The organism is Amycolatopsis sp. SID8362 (assembly GCF_010550475.1).
Taxonomy (GTDB): domain Bacteria; phylum Actinomycetota; class Actinomycetes; order Mycobacteriales; family Pseudonocardiaceae; genus Amycolatopsis; species Amycolatopsis eburnea.
Window position 1 is genome coordinate 1 of the sequence record NZ_JAAGNB010001669.1, and the last position, 15,293, is coordinate 15,293.

Consider the following 15,293-nt stretch of genomic DNA (forward strand, 5'->3'; position numbering starts at 1 on the left):
TCGGCTGCGGCAGCGGCGCGCACTCGACGTCGGCCGTGCGGCCCGGCTGGCGGGCCGGCAGCGCGCCCGTCGCCAGGTAGTCGGCGATCTTGTTGTCGACGCACGCGTTGCCGCGCGGGGTGATCGCGTGGCTGGTGCCGCCCGGCTCCGCGATCAGCGACGCACCCGGGAACCGGCTGCGGACCTCGAGGCTGCCCTCGTACGGCGTCGCCGCGTCGAGCGTCTCGTCGATCATCAGCACGCTCTGCACGCCGCGGCCGTCGACCTTGGTCGGCTTGCCCGCCTTCGCCGGCCAGTACAGGCACGGCGCGTTGAACCAGGCGTTCTGCCAGGTGAAGTACGGCGCCTTCGCGAAGGTCTTCCAGTTGTCGCGCTTCCAGGTGTTCCAGCTCTGCGGCCACTGGACGTCGGTGCACTGCACGGCGAGGTAGACCGCGTAGCCGTTGTCGTCGCCGCGGCCGCCGAAGGCCTCGAACAGCGTCTGCCAGTTCTGCCAGTCACCCTTGTTCACGAACCGGGACAGCGCGTCGCCCAGCAGCGTCCACCGCAGCTGGTAGTAGCTGGCCTGCTGGATGACGTCCAGGATCTCGTCCGGGCCGATCACGCCGCCCGCCGGATTGAACTGCGCCTTCAGCAGTTGCTCGTTGACCACGTGCTGCACCGCGGACTGCGTCTTGCCGAGGTGGTAGACGTCGTCGTGCTGGGCGAGCCAGCCGAACCAGATGAGGATGTTCTGGTCGAAGGCGACGTCCTGGTTGAGGTTGTCGCCGTACCAGACACCGCGCGGGTCGACCGTGGAGTCGAGCACCATCCGGCGCACGTTCCGCGGGTACAGCGTGCCGTACACCTGTCCGAGGTAGGTGCCGTAGGAGTAGCCGTAGAAGTTGAGCTGCTTCTGGCCGAGCGCCTGGCGGATGGAGTCCATGTCCTGGACCGTGTCCGTCGTCTTCATGTTCTCCAGCAGGGCCGGGGAGTTGTTCTTCGCGCAGGCCTCGGCGTACCCCTTGGAGCGGTCCAGCCAGGTCTTCTCCAGCTGCGGGGTGAACGGCACGTACTGGGGACGGTTGTAGTCCATGTAGTTCGGGTCGCAGCTCAGCGCGGGCTTGCTGGAGCCGACGCCGCGCGGGTCGAAGCCGACCCAGTCGTAGGCGTCCCCGGCGTGGTTGGGCACGCGCGGCCCGCGGGTGGCCAGCAGCAGGCCGGACCCGCCGGGCCCGCCGGGGTTGGTCAGCATGACGCCCTGGTACTGCGCGTCGGGAACCTTGTGCTTGACCCGGCTGACGGCCAGCTGGATCTGCTCACCGTGCGGCTTGCGGTAGTCGAGCGGCACCCCCAGGAACCCGCACTCGGCCCCGGCGGCGACGAGCGTCGGATTGGTGCACGCCCCCCAGGCGATCGACGCCTCCTTCGCGGGCGCGGCACTCGCGGCCGGAGCGGCCACGAGCGTGGCCGCCACCGCGGTGGCGGCGACCGCGGCGAAAACGCTACGTCTCACTGTTTTCTCCCTTTTCCCCTGCGACTTCGGGCGGGTGAACCCTAGTCCCGGACGCGCTTTTCGGGCAGGTACGAAGGGGCAGGGCCCTACTAAAGACGGAAATCGGATGGCGCGGCCGATTCCCGGTCCGTACGGTCGATGATCATGCCGCGCACCCACATCGCCATGGTCGGCTGCACCGCGCCGAGCCACGTCTACCCGTCGCTGGGCCTGATCGGCGAGCTGGTGCGCCGCGGGCACCGGGTGTCCTACGTCGTCGGCGAGCCGCTGGCGCCGCTGGTCGAGCCAACCGGCGCCGAGGTCGTCAGTCACCCGACGATCTTCCCGCTCGGCGAAGCGGCGGTGTGGCCGGACGAGCCCGCGGAGGCGATGCGCGTCTTCCTCGACGAAGCGATCGCGATCCACCCGCGGCTGACGTCGGCGTTCGACGACGACCGGCCCGACCTGCTCCTGTACGACATCGGCGGCTTGGGCGCCCCGGTGCTCGGCGAGCGCTACGGCGTCCCGGCCGTGCAGCTGTCGCCGACGCTGGTGGCGTGGGAGGGCTACGACGAGGACATGGCCGAGGTGCTGGGCCCGATCAAGGCGTCACCGTCCGGAGTGGACTACGCGGCGACGTACGCGTCGTGGTTGCGCGCCAACGGGATCACCGCCGACCCGTGGGAGTGGATCGGCCACCCGTCGCGCGTCCTGTCGCTCATCCCGCGCGCCATGCAGCCCCACGCGGACCGGGTGGGCCCGCACGTCCGGTTCGTCGGCCCGTGCCTGGATCCCGCGCGGCTGGCCGACCGGTCGTGGACGCCGCCGCCGTCGGGCCGCCGCGTGCTGCTGGTGTCGTTCGGGACGGCGTACAACGACCAGCTCGACGTGTACCGCGCGTGCGTTTCGGCGTTCGCCCGCGACTGGCACGTGGTGATTTCGCTGGGGAAGCACGTCTCCCCGGCGGACCTCGGCCCGCTGCCGGACTCGGTGGAGGTGCACGAAAGCGTGCCACAGCTGGCGGTCCTCGAAGCGGCGTCGGCGTTCGTGACCCACGCGGGGATGGGCGGGGCGACGGAGGCGTTGTGGTTCGGGGTGCCGACGGTGGCGATCCCGCAGGCCGCGGACCAGTTCGGCAACGCGGCGCAGCTGGCGGCGCTGGGCGTGGGACGCTACCTGCCCGCCGAATCGGTGACGGCGGAGTCGTTGCGGGCGGCGGTGGACGAGGTCGCGTCGTCGGCCGCGGTGGCGGCCCGGCTGGCGGAGCTGAAGGCGGAAATCCGCGGCCACGGCGGCCTCGAGACGGCTGCGGCCGCCGTGGAATCGTTCTTGGCGCCGTGATGGTCAGCCCGGACCGCGTGGTCCGCGACTTCGCCGCCAGTGCGCCGGACCGCGAATCCGCCGCCTGGATCGGCGCGGTGACGTGGTCGATTTCGGCCGTCGAGGGCGCGTACCGGGTCCTGGTGACCGCGGCCGACGGAACCGCCTTCGGCTTCGCGACGCGTCGGGACAGCCCGGCTCTCGCGCTGTGCGACCTCGCCGACCGGTTCCAGGACTTCGTGGCCGACAACCTCCGCGTCGGCCTGCCCCCGGTGCCCGGGACCGCGCGGCCCGCCGTCCCGGCGGTGCTCGGCGGCGAAGCTTGCTGGACCGACACCAAGACCGGCTGGCACTGCCGGATCGGCGGCTACTAGGCGTGCCGCCGGACGAAGGCGTCGATCAGCTGCTCCCGCTCCGCCGACGTCGCCCGCTCCAGCTCGACGGTGTCCCCGTCGATCGTCACCTTGATCTTGTGCTTGCCCGCCTGCCGGCCCAGCCACTCCTTCAGCGTCTCCACCAGACCCGGGAACACGCCGCCCGCCGCGCTGAACGCCACCACCAGCGAACCGATCGTCACCGGGTCCGCGGCTTTCGCGCCCGGCGGGAGTTCGCCGGGTGCCGACAGCAGGTCGACGTCCAGCTCGCCCAGCTCGGCGCGCAGCCGGCGGGCGAGGCGGTCGAGTTCCTCCTCGTCAGCGCCGCCCTCCGGTTCGAGGCGCAGCAGCGCGCGCGTGTCCGGTTCGGTCATGCGCGCCATGGTCCGCTGCGGAACGCGTACGGGCAAGGCCCCGATCAGGCACGGATTTCGTTGAGGTAGTTGTAGATCGTGTAGCGCGTGACGTCGAGCCGGCCGGCCAGGTGGTCGACCGCGTCCTTGATCAGGAAATAACCGGCTTCGTCGAGTTCGCGGACCACCGCGGCCTTGTGCCGCTTCTTCATCAGGTCCACCGGGATCCCGGCCTTGGTGACCGCCCGGTCGACGAGGAACCGCTGCAGGCTGTCGACGTCCGGGGGGAAAGTTTCCGGCTCGCCGTTGCCGCCTGTCGAAGCCGACGCGTCCACGCTGTTGACGCACAGGCAGCCGACCGCGACCCCGTCGGCGTCACGCAGGAACAGCGTCGACGACCGGATCGCGCGACCGTCCGGGCCGTGCGTGCGGTAGTTCGTCAGGTCCTGCGTGGTGCCACGGCGGACCAAGCCGAGCAGCAGGTCGGTCATCGGGCCGCCGACGCTGCGGCCGGTCAGGTCGCCGGCGATGGCGACGATCGAGTCCGGCAGCCGGCTCAGGTCGTGCAGCAGCACTTCGTTGCCCGGTCCCAGCATCGCCGCGAGCCCCGGGATCGCCGGCACCAGCGCGGTGAGCACTTCGTGCGTCGTCGCGCCCGCGGCCGGGACGACCAGCGGTTCCCGTGGCTTCGTCAACGTCTCCAACGCGGAGCGCAGCAGGTCCGCCGCGGCCGCCGGGGTCGAGGCGTGCGGCGACAGGCGGACGTGCTCGGGCCGCACGGTCGCCGCGATCCCGGCGTTGGCCAGCGCCGCGCCGACCTGCTCGGCGGGGTGCCCGGGCAGCGTGAACGCCAGGATCCCCGCCCGCCGGTCCACCGCGGACACCACTTCGGCGCCGCACGAGGCCAGCACGTCCTCGAACGAGCCGATCCGCTCGGCGATCCGCGCCGCGATGGCGGGCACCCCGGCGTCCTCGACCAGTTCGAGGGCCTCGGCGAACGCGCCGGACGTGATCGGGCTGAGGTTGGAGATCGACCACGCCTGCGCGGTGGCGTCGGGCGCGTGGATCTCGTCGTCGAACAGGCCGGGGTCGCGCGCGCCGGTCCAGCCCGACAGCACCGGGTCCATCCGTTCCAACGCGTTGTCCGACAGCACCGCGAAGCCGGTGCCCCAGCCCGCGCGCAGCCACTTCTGCCCGCCGACGACCAGCACGTCGGCGACCTCCCACGGCGCCTCGATCACGCCGAAGCCCTGGATGCCGTCGACGACGAGCAGCCGGTCGCCGACGACGTCGCGCAGCGCGGCCAGGTCGGCGCGGAAGCCGGTGCGGAAGTCGACCGCGCTGACGCTCACCGTCGTGATTTCCGGCGTCAACGCCTCGGCGACCCGCTCGGGCGTCACATAGCCGCTGGTCAGCCGCCGAACCCGAAGTCGTCCGGCCTGCTCGGCGCGGGCCCACGGGTACGTGTTGGCCGGGAACTCCGACGCCGAGACCAGCACCTCGCCCGAGCTGTGGAACGCCGCCTGGAACAGCCCGAGGCTGGTGTGCGGGAGCAGCACGGTGTGGTCGGTGTCCGAACCGGACAGCCGCGCCGCGGCCGCCTTGGCGCGGACCTCCTGCCGCATCAGCTCGTCCACAGTGGACGGACCGGCCGTGGTGGCCTGGTGCAGCAGGGCGGCGGTCGTGTCGAGCACCGCGTGCGACGGCGGGCCGAACCGGGCGAAGTCGAGGTACCCGGCGGGCTCGTCGAACTGGAGCAGGTACCGGGGCGAAATCCGCGTCACGCGAGGATCCTCGCCAGGAACTGCCGGGTCCGCTCGTGCTTCGGCGCGCTGAGGACCTCGCTGGGTGGCCCGGTCTCGACGACGGCGCCGTCGGCCAGGAACACCACCTCGTCGGCGGCCTCCGCGGCGAAGCTCATCTCGTGCGTCACGACGACCATCGTCATCCCCTCCCCCGCCAACGTACTCATCACTTCCAGCACCTCGCCGACCAGCTCCGGGTCCAGCGCCGACGTCGGCTCGTCGAACAGCATCAGCTTCGGCTTCATCGCCAGCGACCGCGCGATCGCCACGCGCTGCTGCTGCCCGCCGGACAGCTGCGCCGGGTACGCGTCGGCGCGGTGCGCGAGCCCGACGCGGTCGAGCAGCTCGAGCCCCTGCTTCCGCGCGTCTTCGGGCTTCAGGCCGAGCACCCGGATCGGGCCCTCGACGACGTTCTCCAGCGCCGTCCGGTGCGCGAAGAGGTTGAACCGCTGGAACACCATGCCGATGTCACGCCGTTGGCGCGCCACCTCGCGTTCGCGCAGTTCGTACAGCTTCCCGCCGCGCTGCCGGAAGCCGATCGGCTCGCCGTCGACCCAGATCTGGCCGGCGTCGATCGTCTCCAGGTGGTTGATGCAGCGCAGGAACGTGCTCTTCCCGGCGCCCGACGGCCCGAGCAGGCAGACGACCTGCCCCTTGCGGACTTCGAGGTCGATGCCGCCGAGGACTTCGGTGTGGCCGTAGGACTTCCGGACGCCGACGGCGCGCAGCAGTGGCTCAGACACGGGCACTCCTCACCAGCGGCACGCCGCGCAACGCCTTGCCCGCGCGGGCAAGAGGTCCGCGGTCGGCCTGCCCGAACGAGCGTTCCAGGTAGTGCTGGCCGACGCCGGCGACGGTCACCACCACCATGTACCAGACGGCCGCGGCGAGCAGCGTCTCCATCACCAGCAGGTTGTTGGACGAGATGTTGTTGGCCGCGTGGATCAGCTCGGTCACGCCGATCACCGACGCCATCGACGTGCCCTTGAGCATGTTGATGAAGTCGTTGCCGGTGGGCGGGATGATCACGCGCATCGCCTGCGGCAGCACGACCCGGCGCAGCGTCGCGGCCGGCGTCATGCCGATCGACTTCGCCGCCTCGGTCTGTCCGCTGTCGACGCTGTTCAGCCCCGCTCGCACGATCTCGGCCATGTACGCGCTTTCGTTGAGCGCCAGGCCGAGGAACGCCGCGGTGAACGCGCTGATCAGCACGTTCGTCTGCTCGTGGACGAGGAACGGGATGTCGATCACCGGGAAGACCAGCGCCAGGTTGTACCAAAGGAGGATCTGCAGCAGCACGGGCAGACCGCGGAAGATCCAGATGTAGCCGGCGGCGAACCACCGGGCGACCGGGTTGGCGCTGCGGCGCAGCAGGGCGATGACGACGCCGAGCACGATCGCGACGGCCTGGGACAGCACGGCGAGGACGACGGTGTTGAGCAGGCCGGTCGCCATCACCTTGTAGAACACGAAGTCCGGGACCTGGTTCCACTCGATCTGCGCGTTGCCGAGCGCGATGCCCAGCAGCACGAGCAGCGCGAGGATGATCGCGGCGGCGACCCACCGGCCCCAGTGCCGGAGCCGGACGATCGGGAGCGGTTCAGGACCCGCCATTGACCGCGGCCTCCTCGATCGCGCCCTGCTCGACGCCCCAGGCCTGCAGGATCTTGCCGTAGGTGCCGTCGGCGATCAGGGCCTGCAGGGCCTTCTGCACGGAGTCGCGCAACGCCGTGTTGGCCTTGTTGACGCCGATGCCGTACGGCCCGCCCTCGATCGGCTCGCCCGGGACGACCTCGAAGAACTTGCCGTCGCCCGCGGTGCGCGAGATGTAGACGGCGCTGGGGAGGTCGTTGAGGATCGCGGCGACGCGGCCGGTGCGCAGCTGGTTCTGGTTCTGGTTGTCGCTGTCGGTCGCGGTGACGTTCACCGCGGGCTTGCCGGCTTGCGTGCACTTGGCGCTCTGCGCCTCGGCGAACTTCTGGTGGCTGGTGCCCTGCACGACGGCGACGTTCTTGCCGCACAGCGTGTCCGGGCCGGTGATGCCGTCCGGGTTGCCCTTGCGGATCATGATCGTGATGCCCGAGGTGAAGTAGTCGACGAAGTCGATCTGCGCCTGGCGGGCCTTGGTGTCGTTCATGCCGGCCATGGTCAGGTCGATGCGGCCGGACTGGAGGCTGGTGATCAGCGAGCCGAACGCCATGTCCTGGTGGGCCACCGTGACGCCGAGCTTGGCGGCGATCGCCTTGGCGAGGTCGACTTCGTAGCCGATCGGGGTCTTGCCGTCGGCGGCGTAGAAGTTGTTGGGCGCGGACTGCAGGTTCGACGCCAGGCGCAGGCCCGCGGACTTGACGTTGGCCGGCAGGGCCGCGTTGAGCTGGGCGTCCTTCTGCACGCCCTGGACGATCGCGGCGGTGTCCGGGATGCCGGACGCGGGCGCGCCGGCGGCCTGCGACGTCCCGCCCGCGCCGTCGGGGCCCCCACCGCAGGCGGTCACCAGGACGGCCAGGCTCGCGAGCAACACCGCCTGTGCGGCACGTGAACGGGACATAACGGACCTCCACTGTTCGGCTGGCCGGAACGGTACAACCCGTTGTTGAAGAGGTCAACTGGCTGTTGAAATTTGCCTCGGTGCTAACTTGCGCGGATGAGCCTGCGGATCGGCATCCTGGGTGCGGCCCGAATCGCTCCCACCGCCCTGGTCAAGCCCGCTTCTTCGCACTCTTCGGTCTCGGTCGGCGCCGTCGCGGCCCGCTCCCTCGAGCGCGCGCAAACGTTTGCCACGCGGCATCGGATCCCGGCCGCGTACGGGTCCTACGACGAGCTGCTGGCGGATCCGGAGATCGACGCGGTGTACAACCCGCTGCCGAACGGCCTCCACGGCAAGTGGACGCGGGCGGCGCTGGAGGCGGGCAAGCACGTGCTGTGCGAGAAGCCGTTCACGGCGAACGCGGCGGAGGCCCGGGAGATCGCTTCGCTGGCTTCGTCGTCGGACCGCGTCGTGATGGAGGCGTTCCACTACCGCTACCACCCGCTGGCGCTGCGGGTCGAGGAGATCGTCGCGTCGGGCGAGCTGGGCACGCTGGAGCGCGTCGAGACGGCGGTGTGCTTCCCGCTGCCGAAGTTCTCGGACATCCGCTACGACTACGGGCTGGCGGGCGGCGCCACGATGGACGCCGGCTGCTACGCGGTCCACATGGCCCGCGCGTTCGGCGGCGAAACCCCTTCGGTGGTCTCGGCAACGGCTCGCCTGCGATCACCGCGGGTCGACCGCGCGATGACGGCGGAGGTGCGCTTTCCCTCGGGCCACACGGGCCGGGTGACGTGCTCGATGTGGTCGTCGTCCCTGCTGAACATCAGCGCGAAGGTGACGGGGTCGCGGGGCTCGATCAGCGTGGTCAACCCGCTGATGCCCCAGGCGTACCACCGGATGTCGGTCCAGGTGGACGGCGTCCGCCGCACGGAGAAGTTCCCCCGCCGGGCGACGTACGCCTACCAGCTGGACGCGTTCGCGGCGGCGGTCCTGGACGGCGCCCCGGTTCGGACGTCGGCGGCGGACGCGGTGGAGACGATGACGGTGATCGACGAGATCTACCGCGCCGCCGGCCTGCCGGTCCGCGAACCGAGCTGAGCCCGGACGTCCGCGAGGGCGAACCCGAGGAGGTTGAGGCCCCGCCACGCGCGAGGCTTCCCGGCGCGCGGGTCGTCGGCGGCGAGGCCGACGCCCCAGACCCGGTCGACCGGGCTCGCTTCGACGAGCACCCGCTCGCCGGTCCCGGCCAGGTAGTCGCCGAGCGCGGGGTGCTGTGCGAACTTCGCGGCGTTGCCGTCGACCACGATCTCGCGGCGGCGGGCCACCCAAACCGCTTCGTCGAACCCGCGCACCCGGCGGCCGAAGTCCTTGGCCTGCTTCGGGTGCATCGCAGTCAGCACCTGCGCGGCCACTTCTTCGTCACCGAACAGCAGCGCCTTGCGCCACATCATGTAGTGCTCGGCGGTGGCGAACCGGACGCCGTCGAGCACGAACGGCGACGGCCACCACTGGCTGAAGCAGCGGGTGACCGGTCATGCCGCCAGTCTCACCCACGACGGTGCCGTCCCGCACCCGGATTCCGGGTGCGGGACGAACCACGCTACGCGGCCACGTAGTTGCCGCTCAGGATCAGCAGGACCTGGATCGTGATGCCCGTCCCGTAGTAGTCCGTCGAGTCCGGGGACCACGACGAGACCGCCGTCCACAGCTTGTCCAGCCAGGCCTGGCTGCCCGGGTCCGCCATCGCCGCCACCGCGAACGGGGCGGTGAAGCACGGGTGCTGGCCGCTTTCGGTCTTCGAGCCCGACAGCGAGTAGCCGCTCTGAATCTTCGCCGGGTCGCCGCCCGTGGCGGACTTGATCCACGTCGTCATCTTGCGGACCTGCGCGGCCGCCGCGCTGTTCGGGGCGGTGATCGCGTCCACGCCGAGGCGCCACGGGTCACGGCAGGCGTTCCAGCTGTACTTGCCGTCGTACGCGCCTTCCAGGAAGTTTGCCGGCGCCGGCTTCGGGGTCGTGTTCGTGCTGACCACGAAGTCCGGCAGCAGGCCCGTGTTCGGCGCGTACTGCGACTGCAGCTGGCTCACCGCGGTCTCGGAGCGGGTCCGGACCGAGTCCCAGAAGCTGTCGCCGGTCGCCTTCGCGAAGGCGCGCAGGTGGCCGGGCATCCAGTCCGACGAGCGCGAGCTGTTCTTGTACTCCGCGTCGTTGCCCCAGTCGCCGAGGAGCGTGAACTTCGTGGTCCCGTTGACCTCGCTCTTCTTGATCGCGTTGATGATCCGGACGGCTTCGGCCTTGTAGTTGACCGCGCCCGCGCTGCCCCACTTCTGGTCCGCGATCAGCAGGCCGTAGGCGATTTCGAGGTCGCCGTCGGTCGCGGAGTCGCTGCCGTTGACGCTCTTGCAGTTCGCATCCTGCTCGGCCGCGTGCAGGTCCTTGTTGTTGACCGACGGGTGCGCCTTCACGAACTTCAGGATCCCGTCGACGATCGAGCGCGCCTGCGAGTCCTTGCCCGCCATCATCGCCGAGATCGTCATCCCGTAGCCCTCGCCCTCGGCGACGAAGGAGGGGTCGGCGTCCTTCGACAGCACGGCGTAGGTGCCGCTGCCGCACTTGGTGGTCAGGAAGTTCTGCTTCCAGAAGTCGTAGTACTTCTGCAGCGCGGCGTCCTGCGTGGCCTGCGAGACGGACGGCCGCAGCGTGCCCGGCACGTACGGGGTGCCCGCGGCGGACGCGGTCGTCGGCACGCTCAGCAGCCCGGCGGCCAGCGCGGCCGAAGCCACCACCGCCCGGACGATTCTCTTCATCGCTCCTCCGTAAAGGCATCGTTGGCTGCGGCGACGGCGATGTGAGCGTGACAGAAGGTTCAAGATCCGGTCAAGACTGTTAGGAAACTTTCCTTACTATGACCGTGAGTGGTCTCACGGCGACCCCGGCCACCCGGACGGACTAGCGTGGACCCATGAAGATCGACGACCGCGGCCCCGGCTTCCGGGCGTTCTGGACCGAGCGCCGGCTGGCCACCCTCACCACGGTCCGGCCCGACGGCACGCCGCACGTCGTCGCGGTCGGCGTCACGGTGGACTTCGAGGCCGGCCTCGCCCGCGTGATCACCTTCGCCGGCTCGGTCAAGGCGCGGCTGATCCGGGCCGCGGGCACCGAGGGCGTCCCGGTCGCGGTCTGCCAGCTGGAAGGGCCGAAGTGGTCCACTTTGGAGGGCCGCGCGGTGCTGCGCGACGACCCGGAGTCGGTGCGCGACGCCGAAAACCGCTACGCCGCCCGGTACCGCCAGCCCAAGCCGAACCCCCAGCGGGTCGTCCTGGAGATCGCCGTGACCCGGGTGCTCGGCAACGCTTGACCGCGTCGTGAGTGTTCAGTCGGGTTCTAACCCGACCAAACACTCACGACCCCGCGCGCGAGTGCACCAGCCGCGTGTACTCCGCCAGCAGGGTGGCCAGTTCGCTGTGCTCCCCCGCCGAGGCCAGCTGCTGGTGGCCCACCAGCAACGCCATGCCCAGCGAGGTCAGCGTCCGCGCGAGGGCGCCGTCGCCGACGATGCCCTTGACCGCCTTGCCGACCGTCCGCACCCGCGCGGAGTCGACGCGCTTCTGCGCCGCCCGCACGGTTTCGTCGTTCGCCGCCCACGCCCGGATGGCCGCCTCGGCCTCGTGCGGCAGCCCGAGCGTCAGGTCCATCAGCGCGGTGAAGTCCGCCGACGGGCCGCCGCGGCCGAAGTTCCGTTCGCGCAGGATGCGCACCTGCCGCTGTTCCCAGTGGTCGAGCAGCTGCTCCACGAACCCCGGCCAGCCGCCGAAGTGGTGGTAGAACGACCCGCTCGTGACGCCGAGGCCGCGGCACAGCCTGCCGACGTTCAGCTCGGTGAACCCGTGCTCGGCCAGCACGTCCAGCGCGGCCGCGAAGTACGCGTCCCGCGTGACCGGCGGCATCAGACGTTCCGGTCCCGGTCCCGCCAGTACGGCTCGCGCAACGAGCGCTTGAGGATCTTGCCGGTCGCGTTGCGCGGCAAGGCTTCCACGACGTCGACGCTGCGCGGGCACTTGTAGTGGGCGAGGCGCTCGCGGCAGAACTCCATGAGCTTGTCGGCGTCGAGCTGGTCGCCGGCGACGACGGCCTTGACCTGCTCGCCCCACCGCTCGTCCGGGATGCCGATCACGGCCACCTCGGCGACGCCGGGGAACTCCGCCACCACGCGCTCGACTTCGGGCGAGTAGACGTTCTCACCACCGGTGATGATCATGTCCTTGACGCGGTCCTCGAGGAACAGGAACCCGCCGTCGTCGAGCCGCCCGACGTCGCCGGTGCGCACCCAGCCGTCCACAATGGTCTCGGCGGTGGCCTCGGGCTTGCCGAGGTAGCCCGCCATCCGCTGGTCGGTGCGGACCCAGACCTCCCCGACCGCGGCGTCCTCGGCCGTCACCGGGTCGACGATCCGGATGTCCACTCCGGACAGTGCGGTGCCCGCAGAGGCCAGCCGCTCGGGGCGGGACGCGTCGCGGTGCGCCTCCGCGTCCAGGGCGGTGACCGCGCCGGACAGCTCGGTCATGCCGTACACCTGCGCGAACTTGACGTCGGGCCAGGCGGCGAGCACGGTGCGCAGCAACGGGAGCGGCATCGGCGACGCGCCGTAGCAGAGGTACTTCAAGCGGGAGAACGCCTTGAGCGCGTCTTCCCCGGCCTGCGCGATCCCGGCCACGACGGCGGGCACCAGGAAAGCGTGCGTGATCCCGGCTTTCAGCGCGGCGAACAGCGACGCCGCGTCGGGTTCCCGTGTGAGGTAGGAAGGTTCGCCGTAGAGGAACCCGGAAACCGCGTAGCAGCTGCCGCCGACGTGGAACAGCGGCATCGCGACGAGGTTGACGTCACCGGGGCTGATCGGGAACGCCGTGCCGGCGGCGAGGCCGTGGGCGAGGACGCTGCGGTGGGTCAGCACGGCACCCTTCGGGAAACCCGTGGTACCACTGGTGTACATGATCAGCACGCCGGCGTCTTCGTCCACATCGGACGCGGCGCGCGGCTCGGCGGCGGCCAGGAAGGCTTCGTACTCGTCGTCCTCCCCGCCGACGACGACCACGCGCTCGAGCGCGGGCAGCCGGTCGCGGACCGCGTCGAGCGCCGGCCGCAGCTCGGCGCCGACGAAGACTACCTTCGCGCCGGAATCCTTGAGCACGTAAGCGAGTTCGTCGCCGGAGAGCCGCCAGTTGACCACGGCGTTCGCGGCGCCGAGCCCGGCCGCGGCGAACGTCGTCTCCAGGCAGGCGGGGTGGTTCTTGTCGACGAACGCGACGCGATCGCCCCGGCCGACCCCGGCGCCCGCGAGCGCGCCCGACAGCCGCCTGACGCGCTCGTCGAACTCCGCCCACGTCCACGACCGGTCACCGAAGCGCAGCGCGGTGCCGTCCGGGCGTTCCCGCGCCCAATGCGCCAGGAGCTCGCCGAAGAGCCGGACCCGGGGGCGGACGTCGTGGGGCATGGCGGGTTCCCTCCGGCCGGCGCTGGACCATAGACCGGTCTATGGTGCGCCGCGGCCCTCCGTCCGTCAATACCGGGCTGTTCAGGCGACGGCAGTCCCTTCCAGTTCGACCAGCAGCGGGGGAATCGCCAACCGCGTGACGCCGAGCACCGTCGTGGCCGGCGCGACCCCGGCCGCGGCCAGCCGCCCGACGAGCACGCCGTAGTGCTGGAAGAGCAGGTCGACGTCGGTCGTGTAGACGGTCAGCCGGACGAGGTCGGCCAGTGACATCCCGGCCTCGCCGAGGACGGCCTCGAGGTTGTCGAGGCTCAGCGCCAGCTGCGCGGCCAGGTCACCGGCGTGCTGGGGCTCGCCGTCGGCGTTCATCGCGGTCTGGCCCGCGCAGTACAGGGTCCGGGTCTGCCCGGAGACGAGTTCACCCTGGTGGTACCCCAGTTCGACCGACCAGTTCCACGGGTTGACCGCGGTTCGCCGCACAGCCACTTCAGCTCCATCCGTTGATCGACAGTGAGGAGAGCTTCGCAACGAATCACGACACCTCTTGTCGTGTATTCGGCTACGGTTCCGGCGTGCGCGCCGACCGGCTGGTCTCGCTGGTGCTGCTGCTGCGCCGGCGCGGCCGGTTGTCCGCGGCGACCCTCGCGCGCGAGCTGGAGGTCTCGACCCGCACGGTGCTGCGCGACATCGAGGCGCTGTCGGCGGCGGGCGTCCCGGTCTACGCCGAACGCGGCCGCCACGGCGGCTTCGAGCTGCTGCCCGGGTTCCACACCGAGCTCACCGGCCTGAACCACGACGAGGCCCTCGCCCTGCTGATCGCCGGCGCCCGCCCCGGCGCGCAGGCGTTCGGCCTCGGTCCGGCGCTCGCTTCGGCGATGCTCAAGGTGGTCGACGCCCTGCCGGAAAGCCAGCGCGCGGCCGCGACCGGCGTGGCCGAACGCCTGCTCGTCGACCCGGAGACCGACCTCCTGGCCCGCCGCGTGCCCGCCGACGACGTCCCGGCCGAGATCGCGGCCGAGATCCGCCGCGCAGTGCTGACCGGGCACCGCCTGCGCCTCCACTACGCGGCCGCGGACAGCACCCCGGAGTGGCGCACGGTGGACCCGATCGGCCTGGTCACCGTCCGCGGCCAGGGCTACCTGCTGGCCACGAGATCGGGCGCCGACCGCACGTACCGCCTGTCCCGGGTCCTGGCCGCCGAGTCCCTCCCCGAGCCGGCGCGGCGAGCGGAGCACGTCGACCTGGAGCGGGCGTGGCAGGAGCGCACCACGCGCTTCCGCACCGGCGGCGACCAGGTGACGGTGCAGGCCCGGGTCGACCCCGCGCGGCGAGCGGACCTGCTGGCTACCGCGCTGACGGTCACCGAGTCGGCCGACGGGGAGGGCTGGCCGCGGCTGTCGATGACGTTCCAGGACGCCCGGCACGCGGAGTGGGCGCTGTGGCAGCTCGGCGTGGCCGCGGAAGTCCTTACGCCGCAATGGTTACGCGCGGTGTTGCGCGACCGGGCGGCCGCGATCGCCGCCCGTTACGCGGACTAGGCGAGCCATGCCGGGCCGCTCGGCACGAGCGCCCCAATGTGGCCTTCGGTGCGTCTGACGCAACCAAGGCGGCCTTCGGTGCGCAAGACGCAACCAAGGCCGCCTTGGGGCGCATCGCTGAGCCGCTCAGGCCGAGCCGAGCGGCCGTCGCCGACCCGGGCGGGCGTCGCCGAGCCAGGCGGGCATCGCCGGGCCGGGCGAGCGTTAGCCGAGCTGAGCGGCCGTAGCCAACCCCGGGCGGCCGTCGCCGAGCCAGGCGGCCGTCGCCGAGCCGGGCGAGCGTTAGCCGAGCTGAGCGGCCGTAGCCAACCCCGGGCGGCCGTCGCCGAGCCAGGCGGCCGTCGCCGAGCCGGGCGAGCGTTAGCCGAGCTGAGCGGCCGTAGCCAACCCCGGGCGGCCGTCGCCGAGCCAG

At 71.4% G+C, this 15,293-nt stretch carries 16 protein-coding genes; 5 read left to right on the forward strand and 11 right to left on the reverse strand.

The window, feature by feature from the left end:
- A partial coding sequence (locus G3I65_RS51385) for an alpha/beta hydrolase (RefSeq protein ID WP_160703255.1) occupies positions 1–1,495 on the reverse strand: 1,495 nt, incomplete at its 3' end.
- Positions 1,496–1,639: 144 nt separating this feature from the next.
- On the opposite strand from G3I65_RS51385, the gene G3I65_RS51390 reads away from it, so the two are divergent.
- Both G3I65_RS51390 and G3I65_RS51395 read left to right on the forward strand, forming a co-directional pair.
- Positions 1,640–2,815, forward strand: coding sequence for a macrolide family glycosyltransferase (locus G3I65_RS51390; protein ID WP_160703257.1), 1,176 nt, complete (start codon positions 1,640–1,642; stop codon positions 2,813–2,815).
- A complete protein-coding gene (locus tag G3I65_RS51395) occupies positions 2,812–3,168 on the forward strand; it encodes a hypothetical protein (RefSeq protein ID WP_160703259.1) in 357 nt (118 codons plus the stop codon). Before G3I65_RS51390 ends, G3I65_RS51395 begins: the two co-directional genes overlap by 4 nt.
- On the opposite strand, the gene G3I65_RS51400 is transcribed toward G3I65_RS51395, so the two are convergent.
- From G3I65_RS51400 to G3I65_RS51420, 5 genes are read right to left on the reverse strand one after another with little or no spacing between them, the layout of a single operon-like run.
- Positions 3,165–3,542, reverse strand: a complete 378-nt coding sequence (locus G3I65_RS51400) for a hypothetical protein (protein ID WP_160703261.1) — start codon at positions 3,540–3,542, stop codon at positions 3,165–3,167. The two genes, G3I65_RS51395 and G3I65_RS51400, sit on opposite strands and share 4 nt — an antisense overlap.
- A 44-nt stretch (positions 3,543–3,586) precedes the next feature.
- The gene (locus G3I65_RS51405) at positions 3,587–5,305 is read right to left on the reverse strand and encodes an aminotransferase class V-fold PLP-dependent enzyme (protein WP_160703263.1); all 1,719 of its coding nucleotides are present in this window, start codon (positions 5,303–5,305) and stop codon (positions 3,587–3,589) included.
- A complete protein-coding gene (locus G3I65_RS51410; protein ID WP_160703265.1) occupies positions 5,302–6,069 on the reverse strand; it encodes an amino acid ABC transporter ATP-binding protein in 768 nt (255 codons plus the stop codon). Before G3I65_RS51410 ends, G3I65_RS51405 begins: the two co-directional genes overlap by 4 nt.
- Entirely contained in the window at positions 6,062–6,940 is an 879-nt protein-coding gene (locus G3I65_RS51415) for an amino acid ABC transporter permease (protein ID WP_160703267.1), read from the reverse strand. The genes G3I65_RS51410 and G3I65_RS51415 overlap by 8 nt, the downstream gene beginning before the upstream one ends.
- Positions 6,927–7,874 carry an ABC transporter substrate-binding protein gene (locus G3I65_RS51420; RefSeq protein WP_160703269.1) on the reverse strand — a complete coding sequence of 316 codons (948 nt, stop codon included), beginning with the start codon at positions 7,872–7,874 and terminating at the stop codon, positions 6,927–6,929. Before G3I65_RS51420 ends, G3I65_RS51415 begins: the two co-directional genes overlap by 14 nt.
- A 96-nt stretch (positions 7,875–7,970) precedes the next feature.
- Here G3I65_RS51420 and G3I65_RS51425 point away from each other — a divergent pair, with 96 nt between their 5' ends.
- Positions 7,971–8,954, forward strand: coding sequence for a Gfo/Idh/MocA family protein (locus G3I65_RS51425; protein ID WP_160703271.1), 984 nt, complete (start codon positions 7,971–7,973; stop codon positions 8,952–8,954).
- Here the strand turns inward: G3I65_RS51425 and G3I65_RS51430 are convergent.
- Together G3I65_RS51430 and G3I65_RS51435 are read right to left on the reverse strand one after the other, a co-directional pair.
- Positions 8,915–9,346, reverse strand: a complete 432-nt coding sequence (locus G3I65_RS51430; RefSeq protein ID WP_160703273.1) for an NADAR family protein — start codon at positions 9,344–9,346, stop codon at positions 8,915–8,917. The two genes, G3I65_RS51425 and G3I65_RS51430, sit on opposite strands and share 40 nt — an antisense overlap.
- A gap of 110 nt (positions 9,347–9,456) precedes the next feature.
- Positions 9,457–10,662: a glycosyl hydrolase family 8 gene (locus tag G3I65_RS51435; RefSeq protein ID WP_160703275.1), complete on the reverse strand. Its 1,206-nt coding sequence runs from the start codon at positions 10,660–10,662 to the stop codon at positions 9,457–9,459.
- A 155-nt stretch (positions 10,663–10,817) separates the two neighbouring features.
- On the opposite strand from G3I65_RS51435, the gene G3I65_RS51440 reads away from it, so the two are divergent.
- On the forward strand, positions 10,818–11,213 hold the full coding sequence (locus tag G3I65_RS51440; RefSeq protein WP_160703277.1) for a TIGR03618 family F420-dependent PPOX class oxidoreductase: 396 nt from the start codon (positions 10,818–10,820) through the stop codon (positions 11,211–11,213).
- A gap of 43 nt (positions 11,214–11,256) precedes the next feature.
- On the opposite strand, the gene G3I65_RS51445 is transcribed toward G3I65_RS51440, so the two are convergent.
- The 3 genes from G3I65_RS51445 to G3I65_RS51455 form a co-directional block, all read right to left on the reverse strand.
- On the reverse strand, positions 11,257–11,802 hold the full coding sequence (locus G3I65_RS51445) for a TetR/AcrR family transcriptional regulator (RefSeq protein WP_160703279.1): 546 nt from the start codon (positions 11,800–11,802) through the stop codon (positions 11,257–11,259).
- Positions 11,802–13,346, reverse strand: a complete 1,545-nt coding sequence (locus tag G3I65_RS51450; protein WP_160703281.1) for a long-chain fatty acid--CoA ligase — start codon at positions 13,344–13,346, stop codon at positions 11,802–11,804. The genes G3I65_RS51445 and G3I65_RS51450 overlap by 1 nt, the downstream gene beginning before the upstream one ends.
- A gap of 81 nt (positions 13,347–13,427) precedes the next feature.
- Positions 13,428–13,823 (reverse strand): RidA family protein, encoded by a 396-nt coding sequence (locus tag G3I65_RS51455; RefSeq protein WP_160703284.1) that lies wholly within the window; start codon positions 13,821–13,823, stop codon positions 13,428–13,430.
- 92 nt (positions 13,824–13,915) lie between these two features.
- On the opposite strand from G3I65_RS51455, the gene G3I65_RS51460 reads away from it, so the two are divergent.
- Complete coding sequence (locus G3I65_RS51460; RefSeq protein WP_160703283.1) at positions 13,916–14,881, forward strand: YafY family protein; 966 nt, start codon at positions 13,916–13,918, stop codon at positions 14,879–14,881.
- The last annotated feature ends 412 nt before the right edge of the window (positions 14,882–15,293 follow it).

Coding starts and splice junctions, on each gene's coding strand:
- G3I65_RS51390 (WP_160703257.1), top strand. CDS start 1,640: ATGCCGCGCACCCACATCGCCATGGTCGGCTGCACCGCGCCGAGCCAC.
- G3I65_RS51400 (WP_160703261.1), bottom strand. CDS start 3,542: ATGACCGAACCGGACACGCGCGCGCTGCTGCGCCTCGAACCGGAGGGC.
- G3I65_RS51415 (WP_160703267.1), bottom strand. CDS start 6,940: ATGGCGGGTCCTGAACCGCTCCCGATCGTCCGGCTCCGGCACTGGGGC.
- G3I65_RS51420 (WP_160703269.1), bottom strand. CDS start 7,874: ATGTCCCGTTCACGTGCCGCACAGGCGGTGTTGCTCGCGAGCCTGGCC.
- G3I65_RS51425 (WP_160703271.1), top strand. CDS start 7,971: ATGAGCCTGCGGATCGGCATCCTGGGTGCGGCCCGAATCGCTCCCACC.
- G3I65_RS51435 (WP_160703275.1), bottom strand. CDS start 10,662: ATGAAGAGAATCGTCCGGGCGGTGGTGGCTTCGGCCGCGCTGGCCGCC.
- G3I65_RS51440 (WP_160703277.1), top strand. CDS start 10,818: ATGAAGATCGACGACCGCGGCCCCGGCTTCCGGGCGTTCTGGACCGAG.
- G3I65_RS51445 (WP_160703279.1), bottom strand. CDS start 11,802: ATGCCGCCGGTCACGCGGGACGCGTACTTCGCGGCCGCGCTGGACGTG.
- G3I65_RS51450 (WP_160703281.1), bottom strand. CDS start 13,346: ATGCCCCACGACGTCCGCCCCCGGGTCCGGCTCTTCGGCGAGCTCCTG.